Below are 18,390 nucleotides of genomic sequence, written 5' to 3' on the forward strand. Positions count from 1 at the left end.
CCTTGTGGGAGAGGGTGGACGCGATGCGGAAGCATCGCGGACGGGTGAGGGGTCTGTCTCCGCGGATAGAGACCCCTCATCCGGCGCCATAGCCGATGCAAAGCATCGGCGTTCTTAGAACGGCGGCCGAAAGGCCGCCTATGCCACTTCTCCCACAAGGGGAGAAGGGAAGGAAGCCTACCCCTTCGGCTTCGGCCAATACCGGTCCCGCAGATGCCGCTTCACCAGCTTGCCGGTCGGCGTGCGCGGCAGTTCGGCCTCGAAATCGATGCTCTTCGGGCATTTGATCGGCGACAAATGCTTGCGGCAGAACAGGATCAGCTCGGCCTCGAGCTCCTTGCCGGCTTTGGCCATGTCATGCGGCTGCACCACCGCTTTGACCTCTTCGCCCATTTCCTCGTTCGGCACGCCGAACACCGCGACGTCGGCGACACCGGGATGGGTGATCAGCACGTCCTCGGTCTCCTGCGGGTAGATGTTCACGCCGCCTGAAATGATCATGTAGCTCTTGCGGTCGGTGAGGTAGAGAAAGCCCTCGTCGTCGAGATAGCCGACGTCGCCGAGCGTCGACCAGCCGCGCTCGTTGTAGGCGCGTTTCGTCTTCTCGGGATCGTTGTGATAGGCGAACACAGGCGCATCCGCAAAGTACACCGTGCCGATCTGCCCGGTGGGCGCTTCCTGGTCGTTCTCGTCCAGAATCTTGACCTTGCCAACCACGGCGCGGCCGACGGTGCCGCGATGGCTCAGCCATTGCTGCGAGTTCGATACGGTGACGCCGTTGCCCTCGGAGCCCGCGTAATACTCGATCAGGATCGGTCCCCACCATTCGATCATCTTGGCTTTCACATCGACCGGGCAGGGCGCGGCGGCGTGGATCGCGCCCTTCAACGTCGAAACGTCGTAGCGCGCGCGCACCTCCTCCGGCAGCTTCAGCATGCGCACGAACATGGTGGGCACCAGCTGCGACTGGGTGGCCTTGTATTTTTCGACCAGTTTCAAAAATTCCTCGGCGTCGAAGGACTCCATGATGATGGAGGTGCCGCCGAGGATGGTCGCCATCATGTTGAAGCGCAGCGGTGCCGCGTGATAGAGCGGTGCGGGCGACAGGTAGATGCTGTCAGCGTTCATGCCGCACATGTCGCCGCAGAGGACTTTCAGGAACTGGTTGGGCACGTCGATCCTGTTGCCCTCGAACGCCTTCTTGATGCCTTTCGGCCGTCCGGTCGTGCCCGACGAATACAGCATGTCGTAGCCGGCAACCTCGTCCGCGATTGGCGTCGTCGGTTGCGCAATCGCTTCCTTGTCCCAGGAGCGGAAACCTTCCTGGGGCTCGTCGACCATGAAGAACAGCGGTTCGCCCGGCTCGCCCTTGATCAGGCCTTGCACCTTCTCGGCGCATTTCGGCGTGGTGATGAAGACCTTGGCGCCGCAATCCTTGATGATGTAAGCGATCTCGTCTTCCGTCAGGTAGCGGCTGATCGCGGTGTAATAGAGCCCGGCGCGTTGCGCCGCCCAGCAGATCTCCATGAACGCCAGGCGGTTCTCCATCAGGAACGCGATGTGGTCGCCGGCCTTCAGGCCCAGCGAGCGGAACAGATGCGCGCCCTGGTTCGAGAGTTCGTCAAGCTCGCGATAGGTGATTGCTTTTCCGGTGCCCGCCATCTGGTAGGCGATCTTGTTCGGATGCGTGCGGGCGTAGATCGACGGGTGGGTCATGGAAGAATCCTGAAACAATCACCGGTGTCGTCCCGGCCCAAATGCGCAATTGCGCATCAGGAGCCGGGACCCATTACCACCGAATTGAGTTATTGAAATCGGCTGGAGCTCCAGCCCGGCATAACCACAAAGTGCTGTGGTTATGGGTCCCGGCTCAAGGCCGGGACGACACCATTTTTATTCGCAACATCTGCAGCCAGCGGCTACAGCTTACAGCCGCTCCACGATCGTCACGTTCGCCATGCCGCCGCCTTCGCACATGGTCTGCAGGCCATAGCGCTTGCCCCGCTGCTTCAGCGCGTTGACCAGCGTGGTCATCAGCTTGGTGCCGGAGCCGCCGAGGGGGTGGCCGAGCGCGATGGCACCGCCATTGACGTTGAGCCGCTCAGGATCGGCACCCGTGGTCTTCAGCCACGCCACCGGCACGGCGGCAAAGGCCTCGTTGACCTCGAACAGGTCGATGTCGTTAACCGACATGCCGGCCTTCTCCAGCGCGCGCTTGGTGGCGTGCAAGGGCGCGTCCAGCATGATCACGGGATCGCCGCCCATCATGGTGAGGTGATGGATCCGCGCCAGCGGCTTGACGCCGAGCGATTTGAGGCCCTTTTCGTTGACGACCATCACGCCGGAGGCGCCGTCGCAGATCTGGCTGGCGCTGGCGGCGGTGTGCTTGCCGTTCTCGGCGATCAACTTGACGCCCTTGATGCCGTCGAGGCTGGCGTCGAAGCGGATGCCTTCGTCGATATGGTGGGTGTCGGTCGAGCCGTCGGCGCGGGTGATCTGCAGCGAGACGATCTCGTCCTTGAACTTGCCGGCTTGCGTCGCCGCAATCGCGCGCTGGTGGCTGTTGTAGGAATAGGTATCGAGCTCATCCTTGGACAGACCGTATTTCTCCGCCATCATTTCAGCGCCGGTGAACTGGCTGAACATGATGTTCGGGTAGAGCTTCTCGATCCCCGGGCTCTTGTAATGACCAAAGCCGTTCTTGGCCGGCAGCGAGGAGGCGAGGCCCATCGGCACCCGCGTCATCGACTCCACGCCGGCTGCGATCACGCAATCCATGGTGCCGGACATCACGGCTTGCGCAGCGAAATGCAGCGCCTGCTGCGAGGAGCCGCACTGGCGGTCGATCGAGGTGGCGGGCACGCTCTCCGGCAGCTTCGAAGCCATCACGGCGTTGCGGCCGATATTGTTGGACTGTTCGCCGGCCTGCATCACGCAGCCCATGATGACGTCTTCGACCTGTGCGGGATCGACGCCGGTGCGGTCGATGAGGGAATCCAGCACGGAGGCGGCGAGATCGGCCGGATGCCAGCCTGCGAGACGTCCCCCCTTGCGGCCACCGGCGGTGCGAGCGGTGGCAACGATATAGGCCTCGGCCATGTCTGTTCTCCCTGAATTGTTGTTGGATGGCTATTGAATGATGGCCGGATTTAAGGGGCGGCCCGGGATTTAGTCAATCAATCAATTAACTCTTGAGTGCAGCCGCGGCATGCGCTTATGTGCGGCCCGGATTTCCGGCAGGCAGTGATGGCATCAGGGTTGAATACCAGCATACCGACCAAACTTACGGCCGGCAAAAACTCCACCGCCGAGAAGCTGCTCGTGGCGGCAAGCGAGTTGATGATCGAGCGCGCCTCGATCGAGGTGTCGCTGTCAGACATCGCACAGAAATCCGGCGTCAACGCCGCTTTGGTGAAATATCATTTCGGCAACAAGGACGGCCTGTTGCTGGCGCTGTTGGCGCGCGATGCCGCAACCGAAATGTCGCAGCTCGAATATCTGATCAGCCAGCCGATCTCGCCGACCGCCAAACTCAAGCTGCATATCGGCGGCATCATCCGCGCCTATTACCAATTCCCGTACATGAACCGGCTGATCCACTATCTGCTGCATGAAAGCAGCACGGAAGCGGCCGACGAGGTTTCAAAATTCTTCGTCGCGCCCTTGCTGGATTTCCAGCGGCGGCTGCTCGCCGAAGGCATCAAGGCGGGCGAGTTCCGCAACATCGATCCCGTGATGTTTTACACCAGCCTGGTCGGCGCCTGCGATCACCTGTTCTTCGGCCGCCACGCGATGTCGCGCGCGACCGGCGTCGGTCCGGTGACCGACGAAGTCTGCCGCCAATACATCAAGCACATGGAAGCGCTGATCTGCGGCGGAATGTTGAATGGGCGAGTAGCGAATAGCGAATAGCGAATGGTTCATCATCCATTCGCTACTCGCCATTCGCCATTCGCCATCTAGAGAAGAAACGCACAAGGAAGGAAAGGTTGTTACCATGCAGTTACAAGACGTTGCCGTTCTCATCACCGGCGGTGGCTCCGGACTCGGTGCCGCTACCGCCCGCGCCATGGCCGCCAAGGGCGCGAAAATCGGCGTGATCGACCAGAACAAGGAAAACGCCGAAGCAGTCGCCGCCGAAGTGAAGGGCGTTGCCCTGCACGCCGACGTCACCGACGAGGAAGCGATCAAGGCCGCGATCGCCAAGGCCGAAGCCGCGCACGGCATCGCGCGCGTGCTGATGAACTGCGCCGGCATCGGCGGCTCGCAGCGCACCGTCGGCAAGGACGGCGTCTATCCGCTGGCAAAATTCGTTCGCATCATCAACGTCAACCTGATCGGCACCTTCAACGTGCTGCGCCTGTTCGCCGAACGGCTCGCCACCGCGCCCCCGATCGGCGAAGAGCGCGGCGTTGCCATCAACACCGCCAGCGTCGCGGCCTATGAAGGCCAGATCGGCCAGATCGCCTATTCCGCGTCGAAGGGCGGCGTCGTCGGCCTCACGCTGCCGGCCGCGCGCGACCTCGCCAGCCTCAAGATCCGCGTCAACACGATCGCGCCGGGCCTGTTCCTGACGCCGCTGCTGATGGGATTGAACGAGGAAGCTCGAAAGAGCCTCGGCGCGCAGGTTCCGCATCCGGCACGTCTTGGCGATGCTTCCGAGTACGGCAACCTCGCGGTCCACATCGTCGAGAACCCGATGCTCAACGGCGAAACCATCCGCCTCGACGGCGCCATCCGCATGGCGCCGCGGTAGGCATTCTTCCTTCTCCCCTTGTGGGAGAAGGTGGCGCGAAGCGCCGGATGAGGGGTTCTATCCGCAGAGAAAGTTCGATTGCGGAGCCAACCCCTCACCGCATCGAATGCACGGCCAATGCCTGAGATGCCCTCTCCCACAAGGGGAGAGGGCGCAGCAACTGGCGCCGCGCTCGCGGATGCAGGAGTACAACGTGACTCAACCGCTGCTGATCGAACACCACGACGGGGTCGACCGGGTGACGCTCAATCGCCCTGAAAACCTCAACGCGCTCAACCCCGACATGATCGATGCGTTGAATGCCTATTTCGAAGGCCTGCAGCGCAACCGCACCACGCGCGTGGTCGTGCTGAAGGGCGCCGGTGCATCGTTTTGTGCCGGGCTCGATCTCAAGCATGCCATGAAGCGCCGGGCCGGGCAGCAGGAGCCGCCCGGCGTCACCGAGTCGCTGGATTCGCAGCGCCGGATTGCCGACATCGTGATGCTGATGCGGCGTTGCCCGCAGCCGATCATTGCGCTGGTGCAGGGCGCCGCGGCCGGCGGCGGGTTCGCGCTGGCGCTGGCGGCGGATATTCGCATCGCCACCAGATCGGCGCGGATGAACTGCGCCTTCATCAAGCTCGGCCTCGGCGGCTGCGATATCGGCACGAGTTACTTCCTGCCGCGGCTGGTTGGCGTCTCCGTGGCGTCGGAACTGATCCTGACCGGACGCTTCATCGGCGCCGAGCGTGCGCTCGCGGTTGGGCTCGTGTCTGAAGTGGTCGAGGAAGGCGCGCTCGATGCGGCAGCGGAACCTTATGTCGAGGCGATGATAACGGCGTCGCCGGTGGGCCTCCGGCTCTCCAAGGAATGCCTCAACATGAGCGTCGATGCCGGCTCGATCGAAGCCGTGATCGCGATGGAAGACCGTAATCAAGTGCTGTGCAGCCGCTCGGAACAATTCAGCGAAGGCATCAGGGCCTTCCTTGAAAAGCGAAAGCCTGTCTATATCAAACGCTAGAATAAGATCCGCAAAGGATAGAATTCCGGGAGACGCAATAATGAGTGGGAATGCCGCCGCGGTGCTCACAAAACCCGGCTTTCGCAAGATCGAATGGCTGCCGCGCGACATCGACGTCGAGCGCCGTCCGGATGGCGTCATCGTTCTGAAGTCGCGCATCCCGCTGCAGCCCTACGAAAAGCATATCCCGGCCTCGCTGGCGAAATGGGCAAAGCAGGCGCCCGAACGTATCTGGCTGGCGCAGCGCGGCGGTACCTATCGGCAATGGCGCAAGGTCTCCTATGGCGAAGCCAAGCGCACCGTCGACGGATTGACGCAGGGTCTGCTCAATCTCGGCATTGCAGAGGGCCGTCCCGTCACCATCCTGTCCGGCAATTCCATCGAGCACGCGTTGATGACGCAGGCCGCGATGCAGGCGCGTCTGCCGGCGGCGCCGGTGTCGCCGGCCTATTCGCTGATGAGCCAGGACCATCTCAAGCTCAAATATCTGTTCAACCTGATCAAGCCCGCCGTCGTGATGGTGCAGGACGGCCCGACCTTCGAGAAGGCGCTGAAAGCGCTCGATCTTGACGGCGTCACCATCGTGCACGTGCTGCGGCCCTGCGAAGGCATCAAGAGCGTCTCCTTTGCCGACCTCGCGGCGACGCCGGTGACGAAGGCGGTGGAAGAGTCGATCGCACAAATCACGCCGGATACGATTGGAAAACTGCTGTTCACCTCGGGCTCGACTGGCATGCCCAAAGCCGTCATCAACACCCAGGAGATGATGTGCGCCAATGCGGCGATGATGATGCAGGTGCGGCCGCGCGATCCGAACGGGCCGATCGCGACCATGCTCGACTGGATGCCGTGGAATCACACCATGGGCGGCAACGCCGCATTCCATCCGATCCTGGTCGATGGCGGCACGCTCTATATCGACGACGGTCGGCCGATGCCGGGCCAGTTCGAGGAGACCCTTCGCAATCTGCACGAGGTGTCGCCGACCTATTACGCCAACGTGCCTGCCGGCTATGCCGCGCTGGCGGCGGCGATGGAGAAGGATGACGCGCTGTGTCGCAGCTTCTTCAAGAATCTGACCGTCATGGCCTATGGCGGCGCGCGGCTGCCCGACGATCTCTATGACCGCATGCAGGCGCTGGCGGTGAAGACATCAGGCGAGCGCATCGTGTTCTATACCGGCTGGGGCTCGACCGAGACCGCGCCGACCTCCACCGGCACCTATTGGGACACCGAGCGCGTCGGCCTGATCGGGCTGCCGTTCCCCGGTGTCGAACTGAAGATGGTGCCGTGCGGCTCGAAATATGAGTTGCGGCTGCGCGGCATCAACGTCACCCCCGGCTATTTCGGCCAGCCCGATCTGACGAAGAAGATGTTCGACGAGGAAGGCTTTTACTGCATCGGCGATGCTGGTGTGTTCGTCGACGACAACGATCCGCTGCAGGGCATCATCTTCGCCGGCCGCGTGGTCGAGGACTTCAAGCTCACCACCGGCACTTTTGTGCACGTCGGCTCGCTACGGACCGACGCCATCGCCGCCGCGACCCCTGCGGTGCATGACGCGCTGGTCGCGGGACAGGACCGCGAATTCATCGGACTGCTGGCGTGGCCCAATCTGCATGCCTGCCGGCAACTCGTCGGCAATCCCGATGCGACCTTTGAAGACGTGGTTGGGCATCCCGAGGTGATCGCTTGCGTCAAGCACGGGCTGGAAGCGCACAACTCGTCCTGCACCGGCAGCAGCATGCGGATCGCCCGCGCCATGCTGATGGCGGAGCCGCCCTCCATCGACGGCAACGAACTCACCGACAAAGGCTACATCAACCAGCGCGCCGGCTTAGAGCGCCGCGCCGCGCTGGTGGCGAGGCTTTATGCCGACAAGCCGGGAGACGACGTGATCATTTTGAACTGATCGTAGGATGGGTAGAGCGCAGCGAAACCCATCATCCGAACCAAGACCATTGATGGGTATCGCTTCGCTCCACCCATCCTACAGAGCCATCATCAACCCGGGTAACACGCCATGAATTTCGATTTCTCCGACGAACAAAAGCAGATGCGCGACGCGGCGAGAAAATTCCTCGCCGAGAAGTGCCCGCCGAAAGCGGTGCGTGAGGTGCTGGACGGCAAGGCGACCTACGACAAGGCCTTGTGGAAGGGCCTCGCCGAGATGGGCTTTCTCGGTGTCGCGATCCCCGAAGAGTTCGGCGGCGCCGGCGCCGGTCATCTCGAACTCTGCGTGATCGCCGAGGAAATGGGCCGTGCGCTGGCACCGGTGCCGTTCTCCTCGACGGTGTACCTCGCCGCCGAAGCGTTGCTGCTCGCGGGCAGCGACGCGCAGAAGCAGAAATGGCTGCCGAAGATCGCCTCCGGTGACGCGATCGGCACGCTGGCGCTGTTCGAAGGCAAGGGCAACCCGTCGCCGCAAGCGATCAAGTTGTCGGCCGCCGGAGGTACGCTGAATGGCGTCAAGAAGCCGGTGCCGGATGGCGCCATCGCCGATTTCGCCGTGGTTGCCGCGCGCACGGGATCGACCGGCCGCGATGCCGATATCTCGCTGTTCCTGGTCGACCTCAAGGCCGGCGGCGTCGAGGTCAGATCGCTGACCAATATCGATCCGACCCACGGCCAGGCCGAACTGACCTTCAAGAACTGCAAGGCCGAGCCGCTCGGCGCCGCCGGTGAAGGCTGGGGCATTCTAACGCAGGTGCTCGACCGCGCCGCGGTCCTGATGGCGTTCGAGCAGGTCGGCGGTTCCGACCGCGCGCTGGAAATGGGCCGCGACTACGCGCTCGATCGTATCGCCTTCGGCCGGCCGATCGGCTCGTTCCAGGCGGTCAAGCACATCCTCGCCGACATGTATGTCTCGGCGACGCTGGCGCGTTCGAATTGTTATTACGGCGCCTGGGCGCTCTCGACCAACGCCTCGGAATTGCCGGAAGCGGCCGCCGCTGCCCGCATCAGCGCGACGCAGGCGTTCCAGCACTGCTCCAAGAACAACATCCAGGTCCATGGCGGCATGGGTTTCACCTGGGAGTTCGACTGCCACATGTACTACCGCCGCGCCAACGCGACCGCGGTGACGCTCGGCAGTCTGTCCTATTGGGAAGACCAGCTGATCGACCGCATGCGCAAGAAGAACGCGGCTTAAGATTGGTCCGTAGGATGGGTAGAGCGTTAGCGAAACCCATCACCACACGGCAGGAAAGATGATGGGTTTCGCTGCGCTCGACCCATCCTACGAAGCGGATACCGAGGATTGAACCATGAACTTCGATGACACCCCGCAGGAGGCCGCGTTCCGCGCCGAGGCGAAGGCCTGGATCTGGGCCAATGCACCGAAGCAGTACGAGGAAGAACTGCGCAAATCCTCGCTCGGCCGCACCGTGCTCAAGGGCGCCAACATCCTCGAGGTCGCCAAGGCCTGGCAGAAGAAAAAAGCCGACGCCGGCTGGGCCTGCCTGCACTGGCCAAAGGAATATGGCGGCCGCGGCTCGTCGCCGATCGAACGCGTGATCTGGCAGCAGGAGGAAGGCCCGTTCGGCAAGCTCAGCGGCATGTTCATCATCGGCCACGGCATGTGCGGGCCGACCATGATGGCGTTCGCCGGCGAAGAGGAGAAGCGGAAGTACCTGCCGCCGCTGGCCTCGGGCGAGAAGGTCTGGTGTCAGCTGTTCTCCGAGCCCGCCGGCGGTTCCGACGTCGCGGGCCTCCGCACCCGGGCCGAAAAGAAGGGCGATGACTGGATCATCAACGGCCAGAAGATCTGGACATCAGGCGCGCATTATTCGGATTACGGCATCCTGCTGACGCGAACCGATCCCAATGTGGCCAAACACAAGGGCCTCACCATGTTCTTCCTGGACATGAAGAGCCCGGGCGTCGAGGTGCGACCGATCAAGCAGGCCAGCGGGCAATCCGATTTCAACGAGGTCTACTTTACCGATGTGAAGATTCCGGATTCGCAGCGGCTGGGCGCCGTCAATGACGGCTGGAACGTCTCGCTGACCACGCTGATGAACGAGCGCATGTCGATCGGCGCCGGCGTTTCCACCGGCTTTCCGGAGCTGTTCGATTTCTGCAACAGCCTGATGCTGGACGATGGTCCCGCGATTGAGGATCGCAATGTTCGCTCAAGGCTTGCGAACTATGCGGTGAAGGCGAGCGGGCTGAAATACACCAGCATGCGCGCGATCTCGGCGCTGTCGAAGGGCGATCGCCCGGGACCCGAAAACTCCATCGGCAAGCTGGTCGCGGGCTCGATGGTGCAGGAAGTCGCGATGTACGCGCTCGATCTGCAGGGCGCCGCCGGCGTGCTGAGCGGGCCGGAGGACGCGGAAATCGCCGGGAAATTCCAGGCCATGCTGCTGCGTGCGCCGGGTACCCGCGTCGAAGGCGGCACCGACGAGATCATGCGCAACATCATTGCCGAACGCGTGCTTGGCCTGCCCGGCGACATCAGGGTCGACAAGGACGTGCCGTTCAACAAGATTCCGACCAAGGGACGCGCGTAAGCGCGAAAGGAGCCGCCAATGAACTTCGACGATACCCCGCAGGAAGCCGAATTCCGTAGCCTCGCCCGTAAATGGATGGAGGCCAACGCGCCGAAGAAATACGAGGCGGAACTGTCAAAATCCTCGCTCGGCCGCATCCGGCTGGAGAAGGAAGAAATCGTCGATGTCGGCAAGGCCTGGCAGAAGAAGAAGGCCGAAGGCGGCTGGGCCTGTCTGCACTGGCCGAAGGAATATGGCGGCCGCGGCGCCACCCCGATCGAGAAGGTGATCTGGCAGCAGGAAGAGGGCGTCTACGGCAAGCTGACGCAGCCGTTCCAGATCGGTGAGGGCATGTGCGGCCCGACCGTGATGGCGTTCGGCAGCGAGGAGCACAAGCGCCATTATCTGCCGAAGCTTGCGTCCGGCGAACATATCTGGTGTCAGCTGTTCTCCGAGCCGGCCGGTGGTTCCGACGTCGCGGGCCTGCGCACCCGTGCCGAGAAGAAGGGCGACGACTGGATCATCAACGGCCAGAAGATCTGGACCTCGGGCGCGCATTATTCCGACTACGGTCTGTTGATCACCCGCACCGATCCCAACGTGCCCAAGCACAAGGGCCTGACGATGTTCTTCCTCGACATGAAGAGCAAGGGCGTCGAGGTGCGCCCCATTAAGCAGGCCAACGGCATGCAGGAGTTCAACGAGGTGTATTTCACCGATGTGGTGATCCCGGACAGCCAGCGTCTCGGCGCGGTCGGTGACGGCTGGAACGTCTCGCTGACCACGCTGATGAACGAGCGCATGTCGATCGGCTCGCGGCTGGCGACCGGCTTCCCCGAAATGTTCGAGTTCTGCTCCAACCTGATGACGGAAGACGGGCTTGCGATCGACGATCCCGCCACACGCTCCAAGCTGGCGAGTTGGGCGGTAAAGGCCAGCGGGCTGAAATACACCAGCTACCGCGCGATCTCGTCGCTGTCGAAGGGCGAGCGTCCCGGACCGGAGAACTCGATCGGCAAGCTGGTGTCGGGCACGATGCTGCAGGACATCGCGACCTATGCGATGGACCTGGAGGGTGCGGCCGGTGCGTTGACCGGCGCCGACGAGGAAGCCGCAAGCGGCCAGTTCCAGCAGATGCTGCTCTCTTCGCCGTCGATGCGTATCGCCGGCGGTACCGACGAAATCCTGCGCAACATCATCGCCGAGCGCGTGCTCGGCCTGCCCGGCGATATCCGTGTCGACAAGGACGTGCCGTTCAACAAGATCCCGACCAAAGGGCGATGACCATGGATGCAAAAGCGCCGAAGGCGCGCTACGCCAGCGAAGATCGCATCGGCGTGCTCGAAGAGTTGCTCGGCGAGCGCTATTCGGTGCGCGCCTTCCTGCCGCGCGAGGTGCCGCGCGAGACCATCGAGCATATTCTCACCGTGTCGCAACGCACCGCGTCATGGTGCAACAGCCAGCCATGGCAGGTGCTGATCGCGAGCGGCGAAGCCAAGGAGCGGTTTCGCAAGGCGATCTATGGCGAGGCTTCGTCGGGCGCCAAGGACGACCATGATTTCACGCCGCCGCGTGAATATCTCGGCGTCTATCTCGAGCGCCGGCGCGAGAGCGGCTTCCAGCTCTACAACACGCTCGGGATCACCAGAGGCGACAAGATGGCTTATGCCAAACAGGCGCTGGAGAATTACAATTTCTTCGGCGCGCCGCATGTCGCTGTTATTCACACCGACGAGCCGCTCGGAGTTTACGGCGCGGTCGATTGCGGCGCCTATGTCGGCAATTTCATGCTGGCGGCGCAGGCGCTCGGTCTCGGCACCATTCCGCAGGCAGCATTAGCGCGGCATTCCGGGCTGATCCGCCGTCACTTCAATCTCGCCGATGACCGGCGCGTGGTCTGCGGCATTTCGTTCGGCTTTGCCGACAATGCGCACAAGGTCAACAGCTACCGGACCTCGCGCGCAAGCGTGGCCGATACCGTGACGTTCTTCGACGAATAGAACACCTATCGCGACAAACGCGTGAGCGTTTGCGCGGAGATAGCGCGCACAGGAAAAGCCCCGATCGCCAATGGCGGCCGGGGCTTTTCGCTATCTGAACTCAGACGAGATCAGTAGGCGCAGACATTGACCGTGCGCAGGCGCAGGCCGCGACGGGTTTCGACCCAGCGCTGCTGGATGCAGTCGTTGTAGCCGTAGCCGGTGTTGAGGTAGACGCCGCCGAAGCCAAGGCCAAAACCATGGCCCCAATAGCCGTGGTGGTGGTGATGATGGAAGGGGCCGGCGGCGGCGGGCGCAGCAGCGGCGAAGGTGAGGGCGGTGGCGGCGATCAGTCCGAGGGTGACCTTGCGAAGCATCGTATTCTCCAGTTTGTATGGCGCGGGGGCCGTTGTTTCGTCCCTGCACCTTCGTCGGCGCGACGTGAATATTCGTTCACGCCGGTTCTGGAGAATCGTGTTTCAGGAGTGTTTCGTGGCGGCGGAGGGTTCGACACGTTTTCTTCCCCTCTCCCCTTGTGGGAGAGGGTGGCTTCGCGCAGCGAAGACGGGTGAGGGGTTCTCTCCTCACGGTAAGATTTCGAGATGCGGATAGAGACCCCTCATCCGGCGCCATAGCCGATGCAGAGCATCGGCGTTCTAAGAACGGCGGCCGAAGGCCGCCTATGCCACCTTCTCCCACAAGGGGAGAAGGGAAGGATTCAAAACTTCGGCGCCCTCTTTTCCGCGAACGCCTTGATGCCTTCCTTGATCTCGTTGCCGCGCATGCTCTCGCGGTGGCGCTGGTTCGCGGCGGCCTCGTCGAGCTTGCCACGGGCGAATTCGTTAATGGCACGTTTCATGCCGCGCATCGCGACAGGTGCGTTGCCGGCGAGGATGTCCGCAAGCTTGCCTACTTCCTCGTCAAGCATCTCCATCGGCACCATCGCGGTGAGATAGCCGATCCGCAGCATCTCGGGCGCCGAGATCTTCTCCGCCGTCAGAAACAATTTCTTGGCATTGTCGACGCCAAGGCGCGTCACGTAACGCTCGATGCCGCTCTTGTAATAATGCAGGCCGAGCCGCGCCGCCGGCATGAACATTTCAGCCGTATCGACGCCGATGCGGAAATCGCAGGCCAGTGCCAGATCGGTCGAGCCGCCATAGACGCCGCCATTGAGCCGGCAGATCGTCGGCACCCCGAGATCTTCCAGGCGGTTGACCACCACCTCGAACGCGGAGCCCGCGCTCTGCTCTTCCTGGGCGCTGACGGCGCGGTCGGCGACCGAATTGAGATCGTAGCCGGCCGAGAAGGCGCGGCCGGTGCCGGTCAGCACCAGCACCCGGATGCCAGGATCGGCCTCGATCCGGTCGAACAGTTTCACCAGTTCGCCGAGATCCTCGCTCTGCAGCCGGTTCAAATGTTTCGGCCGGTTGAGGCGGATGGTGGCGCGCGCGCCGCTGATGTCGAGGACCGGCGAGCTCGCCGCCGCGGCTGAATTGGGCATCTCGTTCTCCATTCTTGTTATTTACTTGTGCTCTTGTTTGTTCTTGCGCACGCCGTTTGGCCTCGGCGTCGATGACCCGGGCGAGGTCAGGATGCCGTGCCATCAGCAGGCGAAAATCGACGAGGTCAAGCACCAACAGCTTCGACGGCCGCGTGGTGCTGCCGAAAGTGCCCGCCGCAGGGAAGGCCGTCAACGACGGCCGGCAAACCGCGATATCGCGTCGAAATGCCCGCCGGCGCGGCTGCGCGGCAAGCCCGGGCGGGGGGTGAATTTTGTCGAATCCCGACAAATCGTCGTTTTTTCCCCGCATATCGAAAATAGCCTGCGGCCTTTACGACAGCGGCACTGCAATAAAATCGCGAAAAAATTCACTCCCTGAAAAATTGGTTGGCCTCCAATGGATCCGTCTCATTTGGCACAACACGCCGGCACCGCCGGCATGCTCTTCGCGTCGATCTTCGTGATCGCCACCACCACGATGCGGACCATGATTCCTTTGCGGGTGTTCGGCATTCTCGCCAACATCGCCCTGTTCCTGACCGCCATTCCGTCCCGTAATTATCTGGTCATGGTGGTGCAGGCGGCGATGCTGCTGGTCAATTCCTGGCGGCTGCACCAGATGCTGCAGCTCGTGCGCGACGTGAAAAAATCGGTCAACAGCGACCTGTCGATGGATTGGCTGAAGCCGTTCATGACCGAGCGCGATTGCGCGGCCGGGGAGATGCTGTTCTACAAGGACGAGAAGGCCGAAGACATGCTCTACATCGTCAGCGGCAAGTTCAAGCTGGTCGAGTCCGGCATCGTCTTGCCGGTCGGCGCCATCGTCGGTGAGCTTGGCATGCTGTCGCCGTCGAACACGCGCACCCAGTCGCTGGAATGCGTCGAGGCCGGCCTCGTGCTGAGCGTCAGCTACAGCAAGGTCGAGGAACTCTACGTTCAAAACCCGGCGTTCGGCTTTTACTTCCTTCGCCTCGCCAGCGCCCGGTTGTTTCAGAACCTCGAGACGCTGCAGCACCAGCTCGCCCAGCAAACGGCGGCATCTGCCGCCGGGCCGAAACCCGCATAGAGGCCGGAGCCAAGGGAGTGTCAGACCGCGGTTTCCTGTCGTCGCTCCGTTATCTGTTCGCCGATTTCATCGGTGAAGAGGACGACACCCCGCCGTTTCTTCCCGAAGGTCTGCCGGAGGCTGTCACCGCAGTTGCAAGCGATGCCATCCACCTCCTGATCGAATATCAAAGCACCAGCTACGCGCAGCTTTACGTCGACCGGTTGCGGCGGTTCGTCGGCCGCAACGGGGTCGATGATGCGATGCTGGTCGAGATCGCGCGGCTGATGGCGGTGCGCATGAGCTATCAGGATCCGATCCGGATCGCGCAGCTCAAGCTTGCCGAATTCAACGAGGGGTCCGGCGGGAACTACAATCCGGTCGTCGATATCAGGAAGTTCCGGGTCGACGAACTGGTCAGCGCGCTCCCCGCCATTATCGCGGAATATCTGATCGATGTGCTTAACTGGGCGGGGTGGGCGCACAAGCGGATTTCCATGCGTTTCAGCGCGGCAAGCCGTCTCGGCGTTCGCCGCCTCAAGATTGAAGCCGGGCTGAAGCGGTGGCGACGCTATTCGGTGCGTTACGCCAAGGAGCGGCTGTGGGTCGAACGCTGGCTGCACATGATTAGCCGCAGCCTGGACAAACAGCCGGCCGCGGCTTCCGAAATCGTGCAGACCGCGACCATGATCGAGGGCTATGGCGACGTCTACCGTCAGGGCATGGCGGACTGGAACGCGATCATCGACGGCCTGGCCAAGCCGACCTTCGACGGCGTGCTGGCGCTATCGGATCTGGCCGGAGCGGTAGCGGAAGCGCGCGCGGCGGCGCTGCCCGATCCGCGGCAGGCCGCGCTCAAGCGCAAGATCGAGGAAATCAGGGCGCGGGTCCCGGCCAGCGGCTCGAACGCCGCTGCGGGGTGACTCGCTTCACCTCTCCCGCTCTTGCGGGGTCGAGACGAGCGAAGCTCGCTCTTAGGTCGGATCGCATCGGCAGATGCGATCCGGGTGGGGGAAACTCTCTCCACACGAACAGTCTGACTCGTGGCGGCACCCCCACCCATAGCCGATGCTACGCATCGGCGTTCTTAAGCTCAAGGACGGCGGCCGTAGGCCGCCTACGCCTCCCCCGCAAGAGCGGGAGAGGGAGCGCTGCTCCGTCGTGGATGCACTTCGATCTAATCTCTGCTTGGCTAAAGTCACGCGCTTTGCGCGGTCTTCACGGCTACGACCTTGTCGTCCTGGGGCGGCGGGTGCCGCTTCAGGTGATCGCGGCGCATGCCGATTTCGTCGCGCACGAATTCATAGCCGAGCTTGAACGTGTCCAGCCCGTCGCTGGAGATGGTGCCGTCGCGCAGCCCTATCACCACACGCCGAAGAATGGCTTCAAGTTGGTCCTGCAACTCGTCGAGTTGGTCGAGGGATTTGGCATCCGCCATCCGCTGCCCGATATCGAGAATGGCGGTGGCCAGCTGGCTGGCCTTTTCGGGCGCGACGCGTGTGACCTTGGTGTAGATGGTGGCGAACAGCGAGCCGATGATGCCGAGCGCCGCGATGGCAACATACATCAGGTCACTGTAGCGCTCCACGAACGACTTGATCTCGTCGTTGATGTATTCGGTAGCGCCGGGATGCGCGACGATGAAGGCATCCTTGTCGGTCGCGGCCGGTTCGATCCTGGAGGCGAAGCCGCCGTCGAGCGCGAGTTCGGCCTTGTTCTCGTAGATGATGCGCGCGAGGTCGCTGACGGTTGTCGTCGACAGATTTGACTGCGCGACCAGCAGCCATTGCAGCCCGATGGTCTCGATATCTTCCTCGGGCAGCGTCGGCGACGCCGACAGCATGCCGGTCGTGACCGTTTCCTCCGAAAGGGCAGGATGTTTCCGGGTGATAGCCTTCGCGGCGTCGATCGCGTTCAGCGTGAAGCCGCCGCGCCTGGCATGTTGCTCGTAACTCCTGTCCTTCACGACCTTCGAGGCATGGACGACCGCGACCACGGCGCCGAAGCCCGACGCGAACAGCCTGTCGAAGGTCGACCCCGGCGGTGCCATCTGGATTCGCGCCGCTGCTTCCGGCTGCTCGGAAAGTTCGAGCATGTTCCGGATCAGCGTGACGCTGCTCTCGCGGTCGGCGACGACGGCGATCCTCTTTTTCTTCAGTTCGGTGACGGTCTTGATCTTTTTGCCGGCGGGACTGATCAGCAGCAGCAGGTCGTGTTCAAGGATCGCAACCGCGCGCGCCCGGGACGGGATTTTCGCGTCGGTGCGCAGAATCGCCAGGTTGGCTTCCTTGCGGTCGAACTGGGCGACCGCCTTGGCGTTGTCGGCGTTGGGCACGATCTTGAGGTGCAGCCGCGACGAATTGTTCTTCAGGACGGCGGCAAGCCGGGCCGCAAAGCGCGCTTCGGGCCCATTGGCTTCGCCGACGGCAAAGACCAGCGTCTCCGAATTTCGCAGCAAAGCCCGGCCGCCCCACATCGTTGCGGCGGTGAGAATCAGGGTCAGGATCGAAAACAGCACGATCTGGGAGCGGTTGCTCTTGACGACCGGCATACGGAGGCGCCGTGGCATACCGGGTTTTGGTGTTGGGGCCTCAGCACTCATGGCTATACCCGGTCGGAGGACATCCCGCCGCCAAATCGGCGTCGGAGGCCATCCAAATGAATTCGTAAATACCTAGAAACGAACGACAATTTCCTGCACGGCAATGATATCCTGCCCCCGCCGGATTGCAAATCGCCCCCCGCGGGTAACCTTACCCGCACAGAGCTGCGCGCCGATGCCGCAGTATCGCCGTTGGGCCACACCACGCTTTTTTCCAGCCACTCACAGGTGCATTCCGGTCCGGGAGGTGCCATAAATAACGGCAACGTTCACGTCCGGGTTCGAGAAGAAAATTCGCTGACAGCCTAGACCCCCGGTTTTATTGCCACCTCGTTAGTCCCAGCAAAGGGCGTCAGCTTTGTTGTTTCCTTCCATGTCGTCGTCGGTCCCGGTTGGTGCGCTGATAGGATGGATGTTGCTTCTTACGGTGAAGCACATCATTGCCGACTTCATTTTTCAGACGTCCTGGATGGCGATCGGCAAGGACCAGAAGACCGGCTGGGCGATGCCGTTGCTGGCGCACTGCTCGGTGCATCTCGTGACATCGTTGCTGCTGATCATGGTGGTCGCGCCGCGGTTCTGGTTCGTCGCCTTCATCGATTTCGCCATTCACCTCACGATCGACCGCATCAAGGGGATCTGCGCATCGTCCTTCGGGGTGACGTTGGAGAACGAGCATCCCTGGTTCTGGACGCTGATCGGCGTCGACCAGGCGCTGCACCATCTGACCGGCTTCGGCCTGGCGATCTACATGGCCGCGAACTGATCCGGTCAGAGCGTTTTCCAGCGAAGTGGATACCGGTTCGCGTAAAGAAAACGCGTCAAAACAAGAATCGGACCGGAGTATTCCGGATAGGCACCAGCCTCCCTCACGCATAGCCTGCCGGGTCTGCACGTGACCGCCGGCCAGCCCGTGGCGGCAGGGATTTAGGCGCCATTCGCGCAGGCGAATCACCGGCCGCGCCGGTCCGATTTGGTCGAAACTGGCAAGAGCACCGGAACACTACTGGT

Annotated in this window: 16 protein-coding genes and 1 pseudogene; 11 read left to right on the top strand and 6 right to left on the bottom strand. The window is 62.6% G+C overall.

The genetic code is table 11. The features are described 5' to 3' along the window. Nucleotides 1–177 precede the first annotated feature (177 nt). Nucleotides 178–1,716, bottom strand: coding sequence for an acyl-CoA synthetase (locus JQ558_RS25665; RefSeq protein ID WP_212295544.1), 1,539 nt, complete (start codon nucleotides 1,714–1,716; stop codon nucleotides 178–180). Nucleotides 1,717–1,926: 210 nt separating this feature from the next. Next, on the bottom strand, nucleotides 1,927–3,099 hold the full coding sequence (locus tag JQ558_RS25670; protein WP_212275911.1) for an acetyl-CoA C-acetyltransferase: 1,173 nt from the start codon (nucleotides 3,097–3,099) through the stop codon (nucleotides 1,927–1,929). Nucleotides 3,100–3,246: 147 nt separating this feature from the next. Between JQ558_RS25670 and JQ558_RS25675 the strand changes: the two genes are divergently transcribed. From JQ558_RS25675 to JQ558_RS25710, 8 genes are all read left to right on the top strand, one after another. Next, on the top strand, nucleotides 3,247–3,912 hold the full coding sequence (locus tag JQ558_RS25675; RefSeq protein WP_212206088.1) for a TetR family transcriptional regulator: 666 nt from the start codon (nucleotides 3,247–3,249) through the stop codon (nucleotides 3,910–3,912). 85 nt (nucleotides 3,913–3,997) lie between these two features. Next, complete coding sequence (locus JQ558_RS25680) at nucleotides 3,998–4,756, top strand: SDR family NAD(P)-dependent oxidoreductase (RefSeq protein WP_212206090.1); 759 nt, start codon at nucleotides 3,998–4,000, stop codon at nucleotides 4,754–4,756. A 193-nt stretch (nucleotides 4,757–4,949) separates the two neighbouring features. Continuing rightward, nucleotides 4,950–5,756, top strand: coding sequence for an enoyl-CoA hydratase/isomerase family protein (locus tag JQ558_RS25685; protein ID WP_212295545.1), 807 nt, complete (start codon nucleotides 4,950–4,952; stop codon nucleotides 5,754–5,756). Nucleotides 5,757–5,796: 40 nt separating this feature from the next. Further along, entirely contained in the window at nucleotides 5,797–7,668 is a 1,872-nt protein-coding gene (locus JQ558_RS25690; protein ID WP_212295546.1) for an AMP-binding protein, read from the top strand. Between the two features lie 111 nt (nucleotides 7,669–7,779). Next, nucleotides 7,780–8,907, top strand: a complete 1,128-nt coding sequence (locus JQ558_RS25695; protein ID WP_212206096.1) for an acyl-CoA dehydrogenase family protein — start codon at nucleotides 7,780–7,782, stop codon at nucleotides 8,905–8,907. 115 nt (nucleotides 8,908–9,022) lie between these two features. Next, nucleotides 9,023–10,270 (top strand): acyl-CoA dehydrogenase, encoded by a 1,248-nt coding sequence (locus JQ558_RS25700; RefSeq protein WP_212295547.1) that lies wholly within the window; start codon nucleotides 9,023–9,025, stop codon nucleotides 10,268–10,270. Between the two features lie 18 nt (nucleotides 10,271–10,288). Then, nucleotides 10,289–11,533 carry an acyl-CoA dehydrogenase gene (locus tag JQ558_RS25705; RefSeq protein ID WP_212295548.1) on the top strand — a complete coding sequence of 415 codons (1,245 nt, stop codon included), beginning with the start codon at nucleotides 10,289–10,291 and terminating at the stop codon, nucleotides 11,531–11,533. Between the two features lie 2 nt (nucleotides 11,534–11,535). Continuing rightward, nucleotides 11,536–12,249, top strand: coding sequence for a nitroreductase (locus JQ558_RS25710; protein ID WP_212295549.1), 714 nt, complete (start codon nucleotides 11,536–11,538; stop codon nucleotides 12,247–12,249). 110 nt (nucleotides 12,250–12,359) lie between these two features. On the opposite strand, the gene JQ558_RS25715 is transcribed toward JQ558_RS25710, so the two are convergent. The 3 genes and pseudogenes from JQ558_RS25715 to JQ558_RS37450 form a co-directional block, all read right to left on the bottom strand. Beyond that, entirely contained in the window at nucleotides 12,360–12,605 is a 246-nt protein-coding gene (locus tag JQ558_RS25715) for a hypothetical protein (RefSeq protein ID WP_192737077.1), read from the bottom strand. A gap of 341 nt (nucleotides 12,606–12,946) precedes the next feature. Further along, on the bottom strand, nucleotides 12,947–13,732 hold the full coding sequence (locus tag JQ558_RS25720) for an enoyl-CoA hydratase/isomerase family protein (protein ID WP_212295550.1): 786 nt from the start codon (nucleotides 13,730–13,732) through the stop codon (nucleotides 12,947–12,949). Between the two features lie 40 nt (nucleotides 13,733–13,772). Next, nucleotides 13,773–13,892, bottom strand: a pseudogene (locus JQ558_RS37450) (cyclic nucleotide-binding protein); the annotation flags it as partial. 237 nt (nucleotides 13,893–14,129) lie between these two features. Between JQ558_RS37450 and JQ558_RS25730 the strand changes: the two are divergent. Continuing rightward, a complete protein-coding gene (locus tag JQ558_RS25730) occupies nucleotides 14,130–14,798 on the top strand; it encodes a Crp/Fnr family transcriptional regulator (RefSeq protein ID WP_212206106.1) in 669 nt (222 codons plus the stop codon). A gap of 17 nt (nucleotides 14,799–14,815) precedes the next feature. Further along, on the top strand, nucleotides 14,816–15,700 hold the full coding sequence (locus tag JQ558_RS25735; protein ID WP_212206108.1) for a DUF6537 domain-containing protein: 885 nt from the start codon (nucleotides 14,816–14,818) through the stop codon (nucleotides 15,698–15,700). A 275-nt stretch (nucleotides 15,701–15,975) separates the two neighbouring features. On the opposite strand, the gene JQ558_RS25740 is transcribed toward JQ558_RS25735, so the two are convergent. Next, complete coding sequence (locus tag JQ558_RS25740) at nucleotides 15,976–17,379, bottom strand: TAXI family TRAP transporter solute-binding subunit (protein WP_212206110.1); 1,404 nt, start codon at nucleotides 17,377–17,379, stop codon at nucleotides 15,976–15,978. Nucleotides 17,380–17,791: 412 nt separating this feature from the next. Here JQ558_RS25740 and JQ558_RS25745 point away from each other — a divergent pair, with 412 nt between their 5' ends. Further along, nucleotides 17,792–18,145 (top strand): DUF3307 domain-containing protein, encoded by a 354-nt coding sequence (locus tag JQ558_RS25745; RefSeq protein ID WP_212206112.1) that lies wholly within the window; start codon nucleotides 17,792–17,794, stop codon nucleotides 18,143–18,145. Nucleotides 18,146–18,390: the final 245 nt, after the last annotated feature.

This window comes from Bradyrhizobium sp. AUGA SZCCT0160 (assembly GCF_018130105.1).
GTDB lineage: Bacteria > Pseudomonadota > Alphaproteobacteria > Rhizobiales > Xanthobacteraceae > Bradyrhizobium.

Excerpts from the sequence above, each read along its gene's own strand:
- JQ558_RS25695 (WP_212206096.1), top strand. The coding sequence starts at position 7,780 with ATGAATTTCGATTTCTCCGACGAACAAAAGCAGATGCGCGACGCGGCG.
- JQ558_RS25720 (WP_212295550.1), bottom strand. The coding sequence starts at position 13,732 with ATGCCCAATTCAGCCGCGGCGGCGAGCTCGCCGGTCCTCGACATCAGC.
- JQ558_RS25670 (WP_212275911.1), bottom strand. The coding sequence starts at position 3,099 with ATGGCCGAGGCCTATATCGTTGCCACCGCTCGCACCGCCGGTGGCCGC.
- JQ558_RS25710 (WP_212295549.1), top strand. The coding sequence starts at position 11,536 with ATGGATGCAAAAGCGCCGAAGGCGCGCTACGCCAGCGAAGATCGCATC.
- JQ558_RS25745 (WP_212206112.1), top strand. The coding sequence starts at position 17,792 with ATGTTGCTTCTTACGGTGAAGCACATCATTGCCGACTTCATTTTTCAG.
- JQ558_RS25675 (WP_212206088.1), top strand. The coding sequence starts at position 3,247 with ATGGCATCAGGGTTGAATACCAGCATACCGACCAAACTTACGGCCGGC.
- JQ558_RS25715 (WP_192737077.1), bottom strand. The coding sequence starts at position 12,605 with ATGCTTCGCAAGGTCACCCTCGGACTGATCGCCGCCACCGCCCTCACC.
- JQ558_RS25705 (WP_212295548.1), top strand. The coding sequence starts at position 10,289 with ATGAACTTCGACGATACCCCGCAGGAAGCCGAATTCCGTAGCCTCGCC.
- JQ558_RS25740 (WP_212206110.1), bottom strand. The coding sequence starts at position 17,379 with ATGAGTGCTGAGGCCCCAACACCAAAACCCGGTATGCCACGGCGCCTC.
- JQ558_RS25700 (WP_212295547.1), top strand. The coding sequence starts at position 9,023 with ATGAACTTCGATGACACCCCGCAGGAGGCCGCGTTCCGCGCCGAGGCG.
- JQ558_RS25690 (WP_212295546.1), top strand. The coding sequence starts at position 5,797 with ATGAGTGGGAATGCCGCCGCGGTGCTCACAAAACCCGGCTTTCGCAAG.
- JQ558_RS25680 (WP_212206090.1), top strand. The coding sequence starts at position 3,998 with ATGCAGTTACAAGACGTTGCCGTTCTCATCACCGGCGGTGGCTCCGGA.
- JQ558_RS25730 (WP_212206106.1), top strand. The coding sequence starts at position 14,130 with ATGGATCCGTCTCATTTGGCACAACACGCCGGCACCGCCGGCATGCTC.
- JQ558_RS25665 (WP_212295544.1), bottom strand. The coding sequence starts at position 1,716 with ATGACCCACCCGTCGATCTACGCCCGCACGCATCCGAACAAGATCGCC.